The sequence below is a fragment of the Acinetobacter rongchengensis genome (genome assembly GCF_003611475.1).
GTDB lineage: Bacteria > Pseudomonadota > Gammaproteobacteria > Pseudomonadales > Moraxellaceae > Acinetobacter > Acinetobacter rongchengensis.
This window is the reverse complement of sequence record NZ_RAXT01000033.1, coordinates 1-19,274: the sequence shown is the minus strand read 5'-3', so window position 1 is coordinate 19,274 and position 19,274 is coordinate 1. Positions and strand designations below refer to the sequence as shown.

21 protein-coding genes are annotated in these 19,274 nt (G+C 37.8%); 10 read left to right on the top strand and 11 right to left on the bottom strand.

Annotated features, from left to right (window positions below; all coding sequences use genetic code 11):
- The first annotated feature begins 95 nt into the window (after positions 1 to 95).
- Positions 96 to 698 carry an NAD(P)H:quinone oxidoreductase gene (wrbA, locus tag D7V20_RS13260; RefSeq protein ID WP_120384676.1) on the top strand — a complete coding sequence of 201 codons (603 nt, stop codon included), beginning with the start codon at positions 96 to 98 and terminating at the stop codon, positions 696 to 698.
- Between the two features lie 98 nt (positions 699 to 796).
- Here wrbA and D7V20_RS13255 read toward each other — a convergent pair whose 3' ends face one another.
- The 5 genes from D7V20_RS13255 to D7V20_RS13235 form a co-directional block, all read right to left on the bottom strand.
- Positions 797 to 1,177, bottom strand: a complete 381-nt coding sequence (locus D7V20_RS13255; RefSeq protein ID WP_120384675.1) for a hypothetical protein — start codon at positions 1,175 to 1,177, stop codon at positions 797 to 799.
- 267 nt (positions 1,178 to 1,444) lie between these two features.
- A complete protein-coding gene (locus D7V20_RS13250) occupies positions 1,445 to 2,497 on the bottom strand; it encodes a sensor domain-containing diguanylate cyclase (protein ID WP_120384674.1) in 1,053 nt (350 codons plus the stop codon).
- Positions 2,498 to 2,774: 277 nt separating this feature from the next.
- Positions 2,775 to 3,350 carry a xanthine phosphoribosyltransferase gene (locus D7V20_RS13245; protein ID WP_120384673.1) on the bottom strand — a complete coding sequence of 192 codons (576 nt, stop codon included), beginning with the start codon at positions 3,348 to 3,350 and terminating at the stop codon, positions 2,775 to 2,777.
- Positions 3,351 to 3,453: 103 nt separating this feature from the next.
- The gene (locus D7V20_RS13240) at positions 3,454 to 4,158 is read right to left on the bottom strand and encodes a DUF3108 domain-containing protein (protein ID WP_120384672.1); all 705 of its coding nucleotides are present in this window, start codon (positions 4,156 to 4,158) and stop codon (positions 3,454 to 3,456) included.
- Between the two features lie 141 nt (positions 4,159 to 4,299).
- Positions 4,300 to 4,986 carry a hypothetical protein gene (locus tag D7V20_RS13235; protein WP_120384671.1) on the bottom strand — a complete coding sequence of 229 codons (687 nt, stop codon included), beginning with the start codon at positions 4,984 to 4,986 and terminating at the stop codon, positions 4,300 to 4,302.
- A 229-nt stretch (positions 4,987 to 5,215) separates the two neighbouring features.
- On the opposite strand from D7V20_RS13235, the gene D7V20_RS13230 reads away from it, so the two are divergent.
- Positions 5,216 to 6,097, top strand: a complete 882-nt coding sequence (locus D7V20_RS13230) for an energy transducer TonB (protein ID WP_120384670.1) — start codon at positions 5,216 to 5,218, stop codon at positions 6,095 to 6,097.
- A gap of 31 nt (positions 6,098 to 6,128) precedes the next feature.
- Here D7V20_RS13230 and D7V20_RS13225 read toward each other — a convergent pair whose 3' ends face one another.
- From D7V20_RS13225 to miaB, 4 genes are all read right to left on the bottom strand, one after another.
- Positions 6,129 to 6,419: an antibiotic biosynthesis monooxygenase family protein gene (locus tag D7V20_RS13225; protein WP_120384669.1), complete on the bottom strand. Its 291-nt coding sequence runs from the start codon at positions 6,417 to 6,419 to the stop codon at positions 6,129 to 6,131.
- Between the two features lie 102 nt (positions 6,420 to 6,521).
- Positions 6,522 to 7,007: an rRNA maturation RNase YbeY gene (gene ybeY / locus D7V20_RS13220; protein WP_120384668.1), complete on the bottom strand. Its 486-nt coding sequence runs from the start codon at positions 7,005 to 7,007 to the stop codon at positions 6,522 to 6,524.
- Between the two features lie 9 nt (positions 7,008 to 7,016).
- Entirely contained in the window at positions 7,017 to 8,126 is a 1,110-nt protein-coding gene (locus tag D7V20_RS13215; RefSeq protein WP_120384667.1) for a PhoH family protein, read from the bottom strand.
- A gap of 38 nt (positions 8,127 to 8,164) precedes the next feature.
- Complete coding sequence (gene miaB, locus D7V20_RS13210; RefSeq protein WP_120384666.1) at positions 8,165 to 9,619, bottom strand: tRNA (N6-isopentenyl adenosine(37)-C2)-methylthiotransferase MiaB; 1,455 nt, start codon at positions 9,617 to 9,619, stop codon at positions 8,165 to 8,167.
- Positions 9,620 to 9,962: 343 nt separating this feature from the next.
- Between miaB and D7V20_RS13205 the strand changes: the two genes are divergently transcribed.
- The 5 genes from D7V20_RS13205 (at position 9,963) to D7V20_RS13185 (ending at position 14,745) form a co-directional block, all read left to right on the top strand.
- Positions 9,963 to 11,864: a lytic transglycosylase domain-containing protein gene (locus D7V20_RS13205; protein ID WP_407923955.1), complete on the top strand. Its 1,902-nt coding sequence runs from the start codon at positions 9,963 to 9,965 to the stop codon at positions 11,862 to 11,864.
- A 41-nt stretch (positions 11,865 to 11,905) separates the two neighbouring features.
- Positions 11,906 to 12,565 carry a ribonuclease T2 family protein gene (locus tag D7V20_RS13200; protein ID WP_120384664.1) on the top strand — a complete coding sequence of 220 codons (660 nt, stop codon included), beginning with the start codon at positions 11,906 to 11,908 and terminating at the stop codon, positions 12,563 to 12,565.
- Positions 12,566 to 12,736: 171 nt separating this feature from the next.
- Complete coding sequence (locus D7V20_RS13195; protein WP_120384663.1) at positions 12,737 to 13,723, top strand: malate dehydrogenase; 987 nt, start codon at positions 12,737 to 12,739, stop codon at positions 13,721 to 13,723.
- Between the two features lie 376 nt (positions 13,724 to 14,099).
- Positions 14,100 to 14,345 carry a DUF2789 family protein gene (locus D7V20_RS13190; RefSeq protein ID WP_120384662.1) on the top strand — a complete coding sequence of 82 codons (246 nt, stop codon included), beginning with the start codon at positions 14,100 to 14,102 and terminating at the stop codon, positions 14,343 to 14,345.
- 142 nt (positions 14,346 to 14,487) lie between these two features.
- A complete protein-coding gene (locus D7V20_RS13185; protein WP_120384661.1) occupies positions 14,488 to 14,745 on the top strand; it encodes a DUF2789 family protein in 258 nt (85 codons plus the stop codon).
- A 131-nt stretch (positions 14,746 to 14,876) separates the two neighbouring features.
- On the opposite strand, the gene D7V20_RS13180 is transcribed toward D7V20_RS13185, so the two are convergent.
- Together D7V20_RS13180 and D7V20_RS13175 are read right to left on the bottom strand one after the other, a co-directional pair.
- The gene (locus tag D7V20_RS13180) at positions 14,877 to 15,404 is read right to left on the bottom strand and encodes a hypothetical protein (protein WP_120384660.1); all 528 of its coding nucleotides are present in this window, start codon (positions 15,402 to 15,404) and stop codon (positions 14,877 to 14,879) included.
- Positions 15,405 to 15,511: 107 nt separating this feature from the next.
- A complete protein-coding gene (locus D7V20_RS13175; protein WP_120384659.1) occupies positions 15,512 to 16,114 on the bottom strand; it encodes a 2OG-Fe(II) oxygenase in 603 nt (200 codons plus the stop codon).
- 116 nt (positions 16,115 to 16,230) lie between these two features.
- On the opposite strand from D7V20_RS13175, the gene D7V20_RS13170 reads away from it, so the two are divergent.
- The 3 genes from D7V20_RS13170 to D7V20_RS13160 all read left to right on the top strand — a co-directional run bounded on the left by D7V20_RS13170 (position 16,231) and on the right by D7V20_RS13160 (position 19,213).
- Positions 16,231 to 17,088 (top strand): 23S rRNA (adenine(2030)-N(6))-methyltransferase RlmJ, encoded by an 858-nt coding sequence (locus D7V20_RS13170; protein ID WP_120384658.1) that lies wholly within the window; start codon positions 16,231 to 16,233, stop codon positions 17,086 to 17,088.
- A 162-nt stretch (positions 17,089 to 17,250) separates the two neighbouring features.
- Positions 17,251 to 18,081 (top strand): CDP-diacylglycerol--serine O-phosphatidyltransferase, encoded by an 831-nt coding sequence (gene pssA, locus D7V20_RS13165; protein ID WP_120384657.1) that lies wholly within the window; start codon positions 17,251 to 17,253, stop codon positions 18,079 to 18,081.
- Positions 18,082 to 18,127: 46 nt separating this feature from the next.
- Positions 18,128 to 19,213 carry a DUF6670 family protein gene (locus D7V20_RS13160; protein ID WP_120384656.1) on the top strand — a complete coding sequence of 362 codons (1,086 nt, stop codon included), beginning with the start codon at positions 18,128 to 18,130 and terminating at the stop codon, positions 19,211 to 19,213.
- Positions 19,214 to 19,274 lie beyond the last annotated feature (61 nt).

Below are 19,274 nucleotides of genomic sequence, written 5' to 3'. Positions count from 1 at the left end.
TTTTTCAGCATATATTCCACTTTCATGGTCTAGCTTACCCAAAAATCAAGCAAAATACCGTATAGTTTATTTTTCAAATTTGAATATCTACAAATATGCAAGCTTATGTTTTAGTTTTATATTACAGCAAATATGGTTCTACCAAAGAGATGGCGCATTTAATCGCCAATGGAATCGAGTCCGCAGGTGTTGCGACAAAAATCCGAACGGTACCCAATCTTTCAACCGTGGTTAAAGAGGCGCAAGCCAGTATTCCTGAACAAGGTGATATTTATTGTAGTTTGGATGATTTGCAAAACTGTGCAGGTTTGGCGTTAGGCTCTCCAACACGATTTGGTAATATGGCTTCTGAAATGAAGTATTTTTGGGATCAAACGACAAGTCTTTGGTTGAATGGTGCATTACACGACAAACCTGCTTGCGTTTTTACCAGTTCAGGGTCAATGCACGGTGGACAAGAAAGTACTTTGCTGACCATGCTTCCGCCTTTATTTCATCATGGCATGATGATCATGGGTTTAACCAATGCCAATCCTGCATTATCCAATACCAAATCAGGGGGTACGCCGTATGGTGCAAGTCATGTGAGTGGACCTAGACACGATCTGGGCTTGAGCCAGGATGAAAAGGTTTTGTGCGAAGAGCAGGGGAAACGTTTAGGAGAAGTGGTTAAAAAATTGATAGCAGGGATGGTTTAATTTTTTAACTTAAATAGGTTAGATATTGGTATTTAAACATCAAAAAATAAAGGCTTTATCATATTATATAGCGATAAAGCCTTTATTTTTTATTGATTTTATTCAGGTTTTTCTACGCTTTCCACATTAAAACGATGTTTACATTTTTTACATCGGTAATCAAAGAAAATATTCTGATCAACAATTTCGCCCGCTTTTTTACCAAACCGTCTGCCGAGGAAACCGCCTGTAATCCCAACACTGATTGCACCCACAAATGTGCCTACAGTACCACCCACAATGACGCCTAAAGGACCTGCAACTGTTCCAATCGCCGCACCAACTGAAGCCCCTGTAGCAGCACCACCGACTGTTCCTGCCGCCGCTCCCGCTGAGGTGAGTAATACGCTACCTGCTTTTCCAAGAAGTTGTTCGTGGTCACTTCGTTCTAGGTCGGTTGAACCACATTTTGGACAGCTTACTGTATTTTCTTTATCCATGAGGGATTTGCCTTTGGGGTATATTCCGTTAAAAATTCACAACTTGTTTTATGATGTAACGAATGATTGAATCATCATAATGCGATTACTTTGTTTGATTTTAGACTTGAGTCAATCAACTAAGTATCTAGATATTCTTGTATTTTAGCTGAACTCGAAATGAAAATATTTATCTGACTTGTAACCTGGTTTGCTCTTGATTGAGCTTATGAGGTGAAAATAATTTAAAATAAACAAAAATCTAATTTTAATTAAAAATAATGTTTTTCATTCAGCCAAATAAATTTGATTTCTGCCCAGTTTTTTAGCGCGATATAAGGCTTTATCTGCACGTTTAAAGACACCTTCTATATCTGCATCATGTTTTTTGACTTCAGCAACACCTATACTGACAGTAAAACAAATAATATTGTCATCATAATGAATTTGCATCATTTCAATGGTTGCAAGAATTCGTTTAAAAACTTGAACCGCTTCTGTGCTTAAACAGGCAGGCAAAATAATCGCAAATTCTTCACCACCAATACGTGCCAAGAAGTCATTGGCTCGTAAAACTTTCTGAATATGTTCAGACATAAGTTTGAGCACATAATCACCAGCTTTATGACCATAACAGTCATTGAGTGTTTTAAAATGATCGATATCTAAGATCCCAATACTAAAGGGAATATTTGATTTGAAGAATTGCAACATGGTTTGGTTGCTTTCTTGAATAAATACACGTCGATTAAATGCGCCAGTTAATTCATCTGTAGATGCCAGTACTTCCATTTCCTGAAACTGTAGATGTAACTTAATATTCATGGCTAACCAATTGGCGAGACACTGTAAAAGAATTGCTTGTTGTTCGCTATAATAATATTTTCTTTCATCTGCAACGTTTAATGTCCCAATGCAAATATCGTTATGAATCATGGGGGCATCCATGCAAGTACCCATGCCATGCTGAGTAAGCATTTGGCAGTCAAGTTCATCTGACTGAGATAGATCATCGCAAATGATCAGTTTTGCTGTGGCAAAAGTTCGACCAACAAAGGTTTGCTTGATGGGAATTTTAAAATCGATAGGAATAGCTTGATTTCCAGAAATAGAATAGAGCTTAAGATATTCTTCATTTTCTTGGAGAGTAATACTGACTCGGTCGGCATCAAAAACATGTGATATCCAAAAAGCAATTTTATCCAGTAGATCTTGTAAAGATGCTGCCTTGCTTAGATCATGAATAAAGTCTACGGGAAGTTGAATATAATGATCTTCATCCAAACCCGATAATTGATTTGGATCGAATATCCGTTCAGTAAACTTTTTTTTATTTATCATTAGATTAAGTTTCTCAATAAAAGTTTTGGCTTAAATGCTATTTGTTTTAGAAAGTATAAAATCGATGGGATATCTTTTGAATTTAATCACACCCATGGATTAGCGATTTCTCTCTAGGATATAATGAAATTAAATAATATTCTATTCTCGTGATTATTCGTGATAAAAATAATTGCTAATCAGGGTAAATTTGGTCTTTTAGTTATGATTTATGACGATAAATGATAAAAAAGAGCACCCGAAGTGCTCTTTTTTTGTCATACATATTTGTACAGGTTTATTCCTGTACAAAAGTGACTGTCCCATTTGCCAATGATTCAACACGTGCTAATGATTCAATGCGATAACCTTTTTCAAGGAGTAAATCACGGCCAGGTTGGAATGATTTTTCAATCACAATACCAATACCCACAACTTCAGCCTCAGCTTGATGAATTAAATCCGCTAAACCTAAAGCCGCTTGACCATTTGCTAAGAAATCATCAATGACCAAAACTTTGTCGCTTTGGTTGATATGTTTCTTAGAAATCGCAATCGTACTTTCAACTTGTTTAGTAAAAGAGAATACTTTAGAGCGATATAGATCATCTTTTAAAGTTAAAGATTGATATTTACGAGCAAAAATAACAGGGACACCAAGCTCTAAACCTGCCATGACCGCAGGTGCTATACCTGAAGCTTCAATCGTAATGATTTTGGTAATGCCTGCATCTTTAAAAAGACTTGCAAACTCTTGACCAATCAGTTGCATCATGACTGGGTCAATTTGGTGGTTTAAAAAAGAATCGACTTTCAGAACTTGATCAGATAGAACGATACCTTCAGCTAAGATTTTCTGTTCTAGTGCGTGCACAGGGAGAATCCTCTAGGAGCAAGGTGCTTTTTCAAGCAAAAGCGTATTTTAAAAAGCACCCAAAAAAATGCAAGCTGAAATTGACTAAATGGTGAAAAATCTCTTACTTTTTGTAACTTGTTAAGGTCAAGTTATAAGATGTTTTACCATCAACATGTGACATTTTTACAGGTAAATAGTCCAATTGTGGTGCTAACCAAAATATTGAGCTTTTAGAACCATTATCATGGGTTAAAACCACTTTAATTGTATTGTAACTACCTGCTGGTGTTTTTATCGTTTCAGTACCTTGTTTTACAAAACGACGTGAATCTAAGCCTTTAGCATCTGCAATTAAGTAGTTTGATTTAAGTCCTGATCCTTTTAAATCTTCACGAACTTGTAATTCAGCATTTAACTCGTCCAAAGCACCTGCTTTCCAAGCAAAAGAACGGGCTTTATCTTTTTTCTTGGTATTAATGGTTTTGGTACTTGGATTAAAATTAATCGTCATTGTATCGTTATGTACTAAAACTTTACTGGTACGACTGAAACTGCTTGAGTTAATTTGACCATTGCTAAAACTAAAACGGCTTGTTTCACTTGCAGATGCAATCGCTGCGGCCTTAGCTGCAAAAACATAAGTCCAATTGTTGCCATTTTTACTTAAAGTACGCGTTGCTGAACCTAGATTTTTTCCATTATAAGCAAAGTCATAGCTGGCTTGGAAAGGGCTCATGGCAAGTGCATTGCTTGAAAATGCAGTGAATAACACAGCACTTGAAAGGGTTGTCGCAATACTGAATGTTTTAAATAATGTTTTTGCCATAATTAAATGTCCTATGCATTTAAAAGTATCATTTATATGTTGTGTTCATTATGCAACTCAATTGCGAACAAAATAGCAAATTTTCCATTTAAACTGTGAGTTTATGTATAAATTTTGAATGCTACACCTTGAAATATTGTGCTACTTCTTTTGTTGAATGGGGGTGACTTCAGCTTCAATATAATCATCGGCATCATCATCCCAGTCTTCTACACGGTTTTCTCTAAACTTACTGAGTAAGGCTGCAAGATTGACATTGCCTAAAATGACCAGTTCAGTTTCACGCAATTCAGCATGATTGACATGTACTTTAGCTAAAGTATCGATAATAGAACGACTTTTGCCTAACCAACGATTTAAATCGAGATGTAATAGATCATCTTGGACTTTGATGACATTGAATTTTTCTAAGATCATGCCCAATGGATCTTTTTTGAGAATTTTTTGGTAGAAGAATAGAGCACAGGTAACACCCATTTTATAGCCAATATTTGGGTAACTTGCTTCAATAACTTGAGTGTCGCTAATTTGTTCGAAGACAATAAGTTGCATGTCTTTATTCAGTTCCATCTGCACCAATCTTAGGTCAACAGAGAGGACCAAATGCATGCCTTTGACATTGATTGTTGCATAAAGTCTGAGCCAATCATCGTGTAAATCTGCATGTAAATCTTCTAGTATTTTGACATTGTCTGTGACATAACGCTTAAATGTGGCGTTCAGGAAGACTTGAGACACGGGAAATTCACGCTCTTCTTCTATAAAACCTTCCGCTTTTTGGTATACTTGTCGAATTCGTTTGGCGATGTTAGAAAGCAGCGTCGGCATAAGTATTGTCCCAAATCATCATCATATTAAGGCGATAAACTTGTCGATTATTAAAAGAAACCAAGTTTAACGATTGCAGTTTAACAAAAAACATTGCACCATTTTGAGTGGTTTGAAATTTGGTTGTTTTTATCATGAATCTTGTCACATTATTGATGATAAATGTAAGAATAACTGAATTAAATGAATTATAGATTTGGCGATTGGGGAATTTTGTCGGATTAATGTCATGATAAAAAAATTATATGCCAATACAAAGCATTTTGAATCTTGGTGGCAAGACCCATTATTCATCGGGGCTGTGTCTACAGCTGCGATTGCCCATGCATTATTTTTATCAATGCAATTTGGCATGCCTCAAGAAAATGATGCAGCAACAAAAGAAATCGCTGTAACTTTGCGTCCAAGCGTAGATAAAGTGAAAGAAGCAGATTTTTTAGCACAAGCAGACCAACAAGGCTCTGGAACGTTTCGAAAAGAACATCGTATGTCGAGTGACATGCCTGCCCAATCTGCGGACCAAAGTGCGGGAGATCAACAACTTGAAACTTTGGAACAAATTCAGCAAAAGCGTGAATTAAATTTTGAAGAAAAGGTATTAATGACCGTTTTAAGTTGGCAAAAACAAGCTGAACAAAACGATCGTAAAAAAGCCATGGATGAAATGCAGAGTCAATTTCAAGCCAAAGCTGCAATGGTGGCAAGTTTGGAAGCTCAATATTTACAAAAACAGCAAAATTTCAGTAAGCAACAAAAAATTAAAACACTAGATGGTATTCAAGCAAAACAGGATGCCTCGGCAGGGTACTTGGATAAGTTCCGTGAAAAAGTAGAAATGTATGGTAACCGTTACTATCCCGATTTAGCCAAACAGCAACGTCTTTCAGGCGAAGTACGTTTGATGGTGATTTTAAATAATGAAGGTGGTATTCGTGCGATTCGACTGATAGAAAGTTCAGGTCATAGCATCTTGGATGAAGCTGCAAAAAGTTCCGTTCGTAAAGGTGCGCCGTTTGGACGTTTTGACGCTAAAATGAAGGACATATCAGAATTACGTATCATCCGAACGTGGCGTTTTGACCCTGCTGAGGCTGAGTTTGAAGTGCGTTGAAATTGAGTCAATACGGTTAAAATATGTATTTCTAAGTTGAATACGCTTTTAAAACCTCACAAACTTCAACACTAAAACTCTCGTACCAACGCTGTTTACCTAGACGCTGAGCGACTTGATGTTCAGCATCTTTATGCCAAGCTTGAATATCTTCAAGTGAATTCCAGTAAGACAAAGCAATTTCAAAATCATTTTCAGCAACTGCTTCAAATTTTTGACAGTTAAACTCAGTTAATGCTTTTTCACGTAATTGATTGGCTGTGTCAAAATATTCTTGATCTAGAGATTGTATTTTTGCTTTGAAAATAACAACGTATTTCATAAATTTTCTTTATCGGTGAACTGTATTATTAGTGAATTGTATTCGGTCTTATATTGAATCGTCCCATCTCATGAAGACGGGAACTATTCTTGATTAAAACAATCAGCTTTCTTTGATCGTATAAGGATTTTCAAATCCTAATTTTTTCAAAACTTCTATTTCTAAAGCTTCCATTTCTTCTGCATCTTGGTCAGATGTTTCATGATCATAACCCATCAAATGCAAAGTACCATGCACTAGCATATGCGTGAAATGTTCAATCGGTGTCTTTTGCTGTTCAAGGGCTTCTTGTAAAACAACAGGGATGCATATCACCAAATCACCAATCGGTAAGGCATCCAGCATTGGTAAAATTTCTTCTGGAATATCGCTTGGGAAAGACAAAACATTGGTCGATTTATCTTTTTCACGGTATTCGAGATTAAGCTTATGGCTTTCATCATGATCGACACAAGCAATTCCGATTTCACAGTCTTGATCGACATCGATATAACGTAAAGTTGTTTCAATGACTTTTTTCAAATAAGCACGTTTGAGCACCAATTCAGGTGCTTCAAACGATTGTTGTAACGAGAGGCTAAGTTTCAAAACCAGTCCTTAAACATTTTCCTGACTGCGGGTTGTTTGCTCAGTATGTTGAGCATCAGCTGCCGAGTCATTTTCAGAAATTAAGGCTTCTTGACGTGCTTTACGTTCGGCACGTGCTTCGGCACTTAAACGATGTTGTTCACTGTCCCATCCTTCATAAGCTTCGACAATTTTTTGTACCAGCTGATGACGAACGACATCACGAGAATGGAAGCGAGTGATGTGAATTTCTTTAATTTTGTCGATGACACGTAAAGCATGTGCCAAACCAGATTGTTGACCGCGAGGTAAATCAACCTGTGTGATATCACCTGTAATGACTGCACGAGAGCCAAAACCTAAACGTGTAAGGAACATTTTCATTTGTTCAGGTGTGGTGTTTTGTGCTTCATCCAGAATAACAAAAGAATGGTTGAGGGTACGCCCACGCATATAGGCGAGCGGTGCAACTTCAATCACTTGGCGTTCAATTAATTTTGCAACTTTTTCAAAACCAAGCATTTCATACAAGGCATCATAAAGTGGGCGCAAGTAAGGATCGATTTTTTGGCTCAAATCACCCGGTAAGAAACCGAGCTTTTCACCTGCTTCGACAGCAGGACGTACCAAAAGAATTCTTTGAATTTCATTGCGTTCTAACATATCTACGGCAGCGGCAACCGCAAGATAGGTTTTACCCGTACCCGCAGGTCCGATACCGAAAGAAATATCACTTTGCAGAATGCGTTGCACATAACGCTTTTGGTTTGCACCACGTGGGTTAATGCGGCCTTTACGCGTTTGTAGCCAAACTTCGTCTAAGCCGGTGTGTTCATTATCGGAAAGGTCTTGTTGTAATTCACGGTCAGTCTGGCTACCCTGAATCATCAAATGAATGGTATCTGCACTGATTTGCTGAGAGAGTTCAGCTTCAGCATGTAGTCGCTGCAATAAACTCTCTGCTCGCTCAACAGCCTCTAATTCACCATCGAGATAAAAACTATCTCCACGGTGAGAAATGCTGACCTCTAAACGTTGTTCAATTTGTTTCAGATGACCATTATAAGCACCTAACATGCTTTTTAAACGCTCAACTGAAATGCCCGGAAAAGCTACTGTACGTCGAATCGCTGCAGTCAAGAGATATCCTTCTTTGAAGTTTAGTCTATACCCTTACATTACGCCACGTCAGGCTCAAGATTCAAGAGTTCTCCGTAAACTAAATTTAGGGTCTTAATCTCTGTAATCTCAATCTCTGCAAAGCGTCCGACCCAAGAGGCGTCACCTACAAATGTTACTAAACGTGTATTATCAGCAGTACCGACCAATAAATTCGGATCTTTGTTGGAAACATTCTCAACCAAGACACGTTGAATTGTTCCTAACATTGCGTCTGTTTTACGGATACTTGATTGTTTAATCCAATGTTGAACTTTGGCTAAACGTTCTTTTTTCACATCATCCGTTGTGTCATCTGGCAGGTCTGATGCAGGTGTGCCCGGACGTTTTGAATAAACAAAACTATAAGAATGATCAAAGTCTAAATCTTGGATAAATTGGTAGGTTTCTTCAAAATGTGCATCGGTTTCACCCGGGAAACCAATGATGAAATCTGAAGATAAATGCATATCAGGGCGAACTTTGCGTAGTTTTGCAATTTTTTCGATATACACATCAATGGTATGGTTACGTTTCATGGCTTGTAACACGTCATTTGAACCGCTTTGAACAGGCAAATGGAGGTGTGAAACCATTTGAGGTAGGTCACGGTAGCATTGAATTAAATCATCGTTAAATTCAAGTGGATGTGAGGTTGTGTAACGTAAACGGCCAATTCCCGGAATTTCTGCAACAAGACGTAATAAATCTGCAAAGGTACAAATTTCACCTTCAAAAGTTTCGCCACGGTAGCCATTTACATTCTGACCTAAAAGCGAAATTTCACGAACGCCTTTTTCAGCTAAACCTGCAATTTCAGCCAAAACATCGTCCAATGGTCGAGAAACTTCTTCACCACGGGTATAAGGCACGACGCAGAAAGAGCAATATTTTGAACACCCTTCCATGATTGAAACAAAGGCTTTATAACCTTCAACACGAGGTTCAGGTAAAAAGTCGAATTTTTCAATATCTGGGAATGAAATATCCACCAGTTTAATTTTATCTTTTTTAGGTTTTTCAATTTGATCTACATGCTGATCAAGCATTTGTGGCAAACGGTGTAAAGTTTGTGGTCCAAATACCATGTCGACATAAGGCGCACGTTTTTGAATGTTGTCGCCTTCTTGGGAAGCGACACAACCACCGACGCCAATCACCAAATCTGGATTTTTTTCTTTCAGTTTGCGCCAACGACCTAATTCAGAAAAAACTTTTTCTTGCGCTTTTTCACGAATCGAACAGGTATTCATCAGTAAAATATCTGCATCACTTGGGTCAGTTGTGAGTACATAACCGTGTGAGTCGCCTAAAAGATCTGCCATACGATGACTGTCGTACTCATTCATCTGACACCCTTGCGTTTCGATATACAGTTTTTTAACTGTACCGTCGGCTGGGGTGTGCTGTGGCTGGGTAACAGTGTTTTCTGAGGCAGCTTTGGCACCATTGGGAATGAAGGTTTGAACCGTCATAGAGGCGTTTATCCTATAACTAAAATAAGGGAATTCTAAATTTAAGAACCTGTTATTTTATCAGGCTCATAAATGGCGGACTATTTTACAGTATTTCACACAAGCTCAGGAGAAATATTTATTTGTTATAGTTTTGTCTTTGAAAATGATCAATAAAAAATACAAAAGAATATTGATGGTGAATCATAAGGTTACATAACACAACAGTAGAAATGGATTAGAATACTTAAACTAAGCACAAATAAGTGCATCAGCTAGTGAAAGGCAAGTCATGCAGGGTGAGAGAAAAACGGTGTTAAAGCAACAATTTAAACAAAATAAATTCAAGATTTACCTTGCAGGAATGATGGCATGTACAGCTTTGCAAGTCGCTCATGCAGCAGAAGAGCAATTTAATGATGCTTTACGCAGTGCAAATGATTCAAGTACTTTAGAACAATATCGTATTGCGATGCAAAACGATGCTTTGGGATATTACCCTGAATATTGGTCACTGAATTCCAATCTCGCTTTTCAACCCGCTGCAAATATTGTTGCTTTTGCACAACGCTACCCACAATCTGCGATGGCTGAAAAACTTGCTGCAGATTATGTTGAAGAAAAAGTAAAACAAGCTGACTATGCGAGCGCACAACCTGTATTGCAATATGTAACCAATGCCGATCAAGCTGAGAATTGTGCAGTTGCCCAAGTCAGAGCAAAAACAGGCGATGTTTTGGTTTTTGCAGAGTTTAAAGACGTATGGTTGGCAACCAATGCGCAACCAGAAGCTTGCAATGGGTTAGGTCGCATGATGTTATCAAGTCCATTGATGACGACTCAAGATCGTCAACAACGTTTATATGCGCAATTGAGAGCAGGTCAGTCGGGGCAAGCCATTACGACTGCGCAATCTATAGGCATCAATTTATCATTGGCTCAGCTCAATCAAATTCAAGCCAATCCTTTGAATTACTTGTGGTCAGCCCCTAAAACCAATGTCTCGGATTATGCTTATTTGGTCTATGCATTGGGGCGCGCGGCTGATACAGATTTAACCAGTGCTTTGCAATCTGTGCCTAAATTGGTTCAGGACGTTCCTGCCGATGTACAAAAATACATTTATCGTACAGTGGGTTATATCGGTGGAACCACGGTAATGAAGAATAACTTTAACCGTGAAGTTTTACAAAATTTTGATGCGAGTTATGGTGTGCCGTTTAGCGCAGAAGAAGCAGAAATTTATGCACGACAGGCGATTCGTTTTGGTGCTTGGGAAAGTGTAATTCGTGCGATTGACAGTATGAGTGTGACGCAAAAGCAAGAAGATCGTTGGCAATATTGGTTAGCACGAGCTTCGGAACAACGCAATGACCCGCAGTCGAAGAAGGCAGCAAGAGAAATTTTTCAGCGTTTAGCGATGGCGGGAGATGATTATCACAACTTATTGGCAAAAGATCATATCGGGCAAAAATATAATGCACGTCTTGATAATGAACAACCTTCAAGTAGTGATCAGCAACGTTTAAATCAAGATATTCATTTCCGTCGTGCTTTTGCTTTACGCAATATTGATGCACCTGCGGTCTATACCAATCGTGAGTGGAATTGGGCAGTCCGACAAGCTTATTTAAAACATGATGATGGTTTGTTACTTGCTGCTGCAAAACGAGCTACAGAGATGGGTTGGTATGATCGAGCCATTTATGCAGCAGATCGTACTGAGAAAAAACACAACTATAGCTACCGTTATGCAACACCGCATCAAGCAATGGTGGTAAGTCATAGTCGCAATGCAGGCATAGATCCTGCTTGGGCTTATGGTTTAATGCGTCAGGAAAGTCGCTTTGTGACAGCTGCCCGTTCGCATGTCGGCGCAGGTGGTTTAATGCAAATCATGCCAGGAACGGCAAAATTAGTCGCACGTCAAATGGGGGAAACTTATAATCCTGCCGCTTTGAGTGATGCCAATACCAATATTCGTTATGGTACTTTTTACTTGTCTATGATTCATGGGCAGTTGAGTAATAACCCAGTATTGGCAACAGCAGGTTATAATGCAGGGCCTAATCGTGCAAAACGTTGGCAACCTGATGATCAAAATTTATCAGCAGATCAATATACCGAATCTATACCGCTGAATGAAACACGTGACTATGTTAAAAACGTTATGACCAATGCCGCACATTATGGAATTTTATTAGGACAAGGCCCTCAAGCGATTGAAAGCCGTATGCCCATGATTCCAACACGTGCGACACAGTAGTGAATAATTTGAACTGAATATAGAATGCTATTGGTAGGCCAATGATTTTCAAACTTTTGCGTAAATTGAAAAAACGGGCAACAGCATGGGTTTTATGCTGTGCAGGTTTCTTTCTGTTTAATTCTCAGTTGATTGCTGCTCCGCAATTGCAAGGTTATGTGATGCAGGTGCAATTAACACCAGCAGTGTGTGCTTTGGATTCAAGTAAGCAAAAACAACGCAAATGTTTGGAAGGTTATTCTCTAACGATTACAGGGCTATTGCCTGAAACAACTGAGCGAGGTTGTGCAACCAATAGTTCTGCGAGCTTGTCACCTTTACAAGCCAAAGTGGTCGCAAGAGTGATGCCAGAAGAAAATGCACGGATTCAGTTGTGGCGTAGCATTGGTGGTTGTGTGCCAATGAATGCAAGCCAATATTTTAGGACAGTCATTAATTTGGCAGATAAGTTAAAAGTTCCAGCAGATTTGACCAGTTCAGAAAATAAAAACGTTCAATATAATGTGTTGAAAAATCAATTTGTAAAATTAAATCCTGGCATGAATAACAATAGCATTCGTTTTACTTGCCAAAATCCATTGAGCAACCCTGTTTTGACAGAGGTTCAAGTATGCTATCGAGTGAATGGGCAGTATAAACAATGTTCGAATCATATTGTTTCAAATTGCCCAAATACATTCTCGATTAAAGGAACTTATTAAGCTTTTTTATATATTTTATTTATATTTCCTATCATACTTTTGTGGAAAAGCATTCCCTTTTACATGCAACGTTCAACAGATTGGAGTACAATCTTTGCCGTTTATGATAATTCGATTAAAACGGATTTAAACGTTTAATCACATTAACGATCCTCAATTGGAGATAATTACATGAAGCAACCTGTTCGCGTTGCCGTTACTGGTGCAGCTGGTCAAATTGGTTACAGCTTATTATTCCGTATTGCTAGCGGTGAGATGCTTGGTAAAGACCAACCTGTTATTTTGCAATTGTTAGAAGTTCCATTTGAGAAAGCTCAAGCTGCGCTTAAAGGCGTAATGATGGAATTAGATGACTGTGCTTTCCCATTATTGGCTGGCATGATCGGTACTGATGATCCTAAAGTTGCATTTAAAGATGCTGACTACGCGTTATTGGTTGGTTCACGTCCACGTGGTCCTGGTATGGAACGTGCTGACCTGTTAAAAGTGAACGGTGAAATCTTCATTGGTCAAGGTCAAGCACTGAATGAAGTTGCTAGCCGCGATGTTAAAGTACTTGTTGTAGGTAACCCTGCAAATACAAATGCTTACATCGCAATGAAATCTGCTCCAGATCTTCCAGCGAAAAACTTCACTGCAATGTTACGTCTTGACCACAACCGTGCGTTAACACAAATTGCTCAAAAAGCTGGTGTTGCTGTCGCAGACATCAAAAATATGACTGTTTGGGGTAACCATTCTCCAACAATGTATGCTGATTACCGTTTTGCAACTGCAAATGGCGTAAGCTTAAAAGACAAAATCAACGATGCTGATTGGAACGAAAATGTATTCCTTCCAACCGTTGGTAAACGTGGCGCTGCAATCATCGAAGCTCGTGGTCTTTCTTCTGCTGCTTCTGCTGCTAACGCTGCTATTGACCATATGCGTGATTGGGCACTTGGTACAAATGGCGAGTGGGTAACAATGGGTATCCCATCTGACGGTTCTTATGGTATTCCAGAAGGCGTGATGTACGGTGTTCCTGTAACTTGCGAAAATGGCGAGTACAAGCGTGTTGAAGGCTTAGAAATTGATGCATTCAGCCGTGAACGTATGGACAAAACACTTCAAGAACTTGAAGAAGAGCGCGCAGCAATTGCTGATATGCTTAAGTAATTAAAAGTTAATCTTCTCAAGATTAATTTTGAAAGCACTCCAAATGGGTAATGTCCAGTCAGTTAAGAGTAATTTTATTATTACTGATTGATAAATCTCCCCTAACCCCTCTTTACAAAAGAGGGGAACACTCATGAATTCAATGTAGTATTGAATCCACGATACTCCCTCCTTTTTCAAAGGAGGGTTGGGGAGGATTAAAAATGTTTAACTGATCAACATCACCCCAAATGGAGTGTTTTTTGTTTTGTAGACTAAAACCAATCAACAAAAAAATAACAAGAATAAATCAAGAAACAGTTGGAAAAGAAAAGAAATATCGATAGTTTAAAATCTAATCCTAGGTATTGAAAATAAATAACTTGAGGGAAATAAGATGTTTGATGAACAACCAACTTTAGAACTTTTATTTGAACAATTGGGTTTGGGCTCAGACCAAACGTCGATCGACAATTTTGTAGCATCACACCAATTACCAAAAGACGTGATGATGCATCAAGCTGATTTTTGGAGCCTTTCTCAACGTGAATTTTTAAGTAGTCACTGGCAAAAAGATGATGAATGGGCGATTGTGATTGACACATTAAATGAATTGTTAAGCCAAGATTTACAGCGGAAATAAAAACGTAAAGTATTTTTGTACGGTGGAAAAATCATCACAAATTGAAACAAGAAAAAATAGCCCAAGGGCTATTTTTTTTTCTGATTTTCTTATAAGTTATTTGCATAACCAATGACAATTATATTTATATGAGGAGTGTGCCATGCTCAGGACGAACAAACCATCCTTAGAATTATTGTTTGCGCAGTTAGGATTAGCCAATAGCCCTGCAGCAATCGAACTTTATGTGCGTACACATCAGCTTGCAGCCAATCAAAATTTACACGACGCGCCATTTTGGAGTCGTTCTCAACGTGATTTTCTGATCAGTCATCTAGTTCAAGATGATGATTGGGCAATTTGGATAGATGAATTAAACCAACAACTTCATATGGATGCATACAAATTACAAATTGCTTAACGTTTTTTCATTTTCCCAAGTGCAACAAAAAAAAGATGGCTATTATGGCCATCTTTTCTATTGTGCTATGGATTGTTATGATAACAATAAAACTCTGAAGCGATTTTGAGTTTTTAGCTTGAATTTTTAACTTAATGCAATTTATTTTGAATTAATTGCATAAACCAAGCTTCATGACGAACAGCATTAAAAGCAGGGTGTTGCTGATATAACTCCAAATCAAATGCATCAGACTTCACATATTTACTTAACCAGTGGCGAGTCAGTGCAAAATCTTTTTTACTGACTGAAGCATAAGCCAGCATGAAATAAATATCGCCATTTTCATGTTGCGTCATTGGTTTTAAAATTTGCTGAGTTATCAAAGCATAACGAGCTTCCTTAGTCAGTTCGAAATAGATCATATAGGCTTTGGCTAAGTGTAAAGACAGCTTTATATACAATGACATCGGCATTTCATCATATTCAATTCGTGCTGTTTCCAGTAAAACAATCGCTTCTTGCAGAAAATGAACTTGCTCCTGCTTAGAGTTGCTAAGGGTGACCAGTTGTAAGCGCAAATCGCCACGCTCAAGTGCGAGTTCAGGCGTATTGTTTGACAAATACAATTGATCTGTTTCCCCAATACGCGAGATGATTTGTTTTGTATTTTCAAACATGTGCTGAATCCTCTTTATTTATATTCATATTATGCAGGCTATTTTCATAATTTAAAGGTTAATACATTGATATTCAGCGTTGCAAAAATGAAACTCAATACAGCCTATTAGATAATGTTTTGATCACTTCTAAGCCAAGCAGTAATCGAGAGACGTTGATGCTTTGCTTGAATGACTTCGTGCAATAAATCACTTTGAAACATTGCAATGCGATTAGGTTTGGGTTGTATAGTGTGCCAGACATTCTTTTTATCTTGTAAATGAAGTTCTCCGCCCCAGCTCTCTTGCCACTCTTCATGCAAATAGTACACGGTAGAAATTATTCGGCCATTTTTGTTTTGTGGATTATCACGATGTAATGCGTAAAACTCCCCTGTGTTATAACAGGCGAAATGTGCTTCTACATCGTTAATGCCTAGATAAAAATGACGATTTAACAACTGAGAAAGTTGTTTTAATGTATTGATATGATGTTGTGCAATGTGTAAATTTTCATCGATCCATAAAATATGGTCACTACGAACATTACTGACGACGCCATTCTGAATTGCAGCTTCACGGAAGCAATTTAAATTGGAAATACATTCTTTAACCAGTTGATATACATAGTGATATGAATAAACATGATCAATCACAGCAAATCCTTGTTGATCTAAATCATCTAAGGTTTGATCAATATTCCATGATTTTGGGAGTGTTGTTGCTTCCATAAATGTCCAAAAAAGAGCAGATAAAAATTATCGATCTATCTTAGAACAAACGATGGGCAGTGAAGAAATATTTTTTCGTGCTAAAATGTCTGTTGAACTCAGGAATGATTTGAAACATGAATTACCGTCACCATTACCATGCAGGCAACTTTGCCGATGTCATGAAGCATGTGTTATTGCTACAACTTTTGACACGTCTAAATGCCAAAGACAAACCTTATCGCTATATAGATACACATGGTGGTGCGGGTAAATACGATTTATCAACCTCAGAAGCACAAAAATCAGGTGAGTTTTTAACAGGTATTCATCGTTTGGTTAAACTCGATGATTCGATTAAGCGTAATGCCCCTGAAGGTGTTAAACAGTATCTAAAAGTTGTTGAAGATATGCGTGCAACTTCAGGTAAAGGTGCTTATCCAGGTTCACCTTGGTTTGCATTAGAAGCTATGCGTGATATCGATAAAGCAACGATTTTTGAAATGCAACGTGATGTATTTCAACAGCTTTATTATAATATTCGTGACAAGCGTGCAGGTTTGCATGAGCGTGATGCATACGAAGGCTTACTCGGTGTGATTCCACCAAAAGAAAAACGTGGTTTGGTGATGATCGATCCACCTTATGAATTAGAGCGTAAAGATTTTCCACAGTTGGTTGAACTCATTGCAGCTGCACATAAGAAATGGTCAACAGGTGTTTTTGCAATTTGGTATCCAATTAAAGATCGTGCCATGATTGAACGTTTTGAAAAGAAAATGATCAAAACAGGTATTCGCCGTCAATTGGTGTGTGAAGTTTGTGTCTGGCCAGATGACACACCTGTAGGTTTAAATGGTTGTGGTTTATTGGTCATTAACCCACCTTGGAAATTTTCTGAGGATGCAGATGAAGCCCTACAATGGTTGTTCCCTCATTTACGTATGAGTGAAAATGGTGGACATGCTGCAGTTCGTTGGTTAGTGGGTGAATAAACCAAGTAAAAATTGATCGACGAATGAATATGATCAAACATGTGAATGACAAAATTTAGATCAATAAAGGATGTCATTCATATGATTTTACTTAGAAATAAACGCTATAAATATGAGTTGGAATATCAACAGCTCTAACTGAGCCATAGATAGGATTCAAAAATGACAAATATAAATAAACCAGAAAGCCCTAACACTTCAGATCAAAATCATGCTTTTGATGGCATTACTTTTGAAGTGGAAGAGGAAGAGCATACGCATGAAGGGCAGAAGGTGAAACGTCGAGGAATCTATTTATGGCCGAATTTGATCACAACCTCTGCGTTGTTATCTGGCTTTTACTCGATTATTGCCAGTATGAATGGTGATTATATTCAAGCCATTTATGCCATTTTTCTTGCTGCTTTATTTGATGGTTTAGATGGTCGTGTAGCACGAGCGATTGGTGCACAAAGTGCTTTTGGTGAGCAATTTGATTCATTATCAGACCTATTGGCATTTGGTGTTGCACCCGCAATATTGATGTATAGCTGGAGTTTGCATGATCTAGGTCGTATCGGTTTGGCGGCTTGTTTTGTTTATACCGCTTGTGCCGCATTTCGTTTGGCACGTTTTAATGTTCAAATAGGTGTTGTGGATAAGCGTTACTTTATTGGTGTTGCGAGTCCATTGGCTGCAATTATCATTATTGCTTGGGTTTGGGTTGGACAAGACTTCCCTTATATTTTTGATTTAAAAGATAAGGCAATCCAAGCTTTGAACGCCGCAGCAATTGTTGCTGTTGGTTTGTTGATGATTTCGAATATTAAATATTATTCATTCAAAACTGTCGATCGTAAACGCGTTCCATTTTTTGTATTACCAATTGCTGTATTTATTTTGGCTGCGATCACGTATAACATTCCAGTGGGAATATTGGTGATCTCGATTATTTATGCAATTTCAGGTTTTATTACCACCTTTTTGGCTAGAAAAAATACCATTAATGAATAATAAGAGATGACTTCATAAGAAGTTCGAAGTAGGTAAGGAGCTTGATATGCGATTGTTTCAAGATTTCTTAGATCAGTCTAAACAGCTGAATCAAGCTCGCAAGCCTGTCGAACTTTTTTATCATCCACCGAAAGATAAATATAAAATTATCCATCAGAAACTAGTGATTGCAAATTTACCTGCACCATTACATTACATAAATTTCTTTAGTCTTATTGGGCAGCCGAATAATCCTGTATTTTGCAATCAAAGTGAAATTTCAACTTTTGCCTTAGACACAGTCACGACTTTGAGTAGTTCGAGCCCACATATGGCTGGGCAACTCAACGCATATTCAATCAAAAAACAGTGTAAATTCCAAATCGATCAAAATAACAATACAGATTTTAAGTTTGGAGATAGAGAACACGTCCTTGGGCAATTTCCAGATTTTAAAATACAACGTCAAGACAATGAATTAAGCCTAGATTTAAATATAACCACGACGCCATTATTATCACACTTCGTGCATCTCAAATTTGGTTTTGCAGAACATTGGTCTATAGTTGCGCATTGCGAAGGGCAGATTACATATAAAGATCAGAAATTTGAAATAAAGCAGAATGGTGCATTTGAATACGCTCGATTGGTTAATTTTCCGTATTTGCCTTATGCCTTATATGTTTACCAATTGATTCAACTGACTGATGATCGACAAATGATTTTGATGCACAGTCGTGATCAGCTCAATAACATTCTACATTCACGAATCTACATTCGAGATCTACAGAATAATGAATTGAGCATGTTAAATCAGCGCGTATATTTTAAAATTCATCGTGTATTTCCAAAAGTTAAAACTGTAAACCAGCAAGAAATGTATTTGCCTAGAGAGTTTGCATGGCAATATCAAGATGAAAATATTCAAATTGATATCCAAGCACAAAGTCGAGGTGATTATAAATTTGGATTAGCTGCGGGCTATGTAGGAAGTTTTAGCTATCAAGCAAAAATTAATCAAGAATGTTATGTAGGGGAAAGTGGCTATTGTGAATATATCGATTGCCGCCCTTTGAAATGGCAAGAAATAGATAAAGAAAGCCAAGCATCAAATAAAATAACCAATCCTGCTCCAATAATGCTCAAAAAATAGATGAAAAGTTTTAATTTGCGGAATAAATAAACAGTTGTTGAGTTTTTTTGAAAAAAAATAA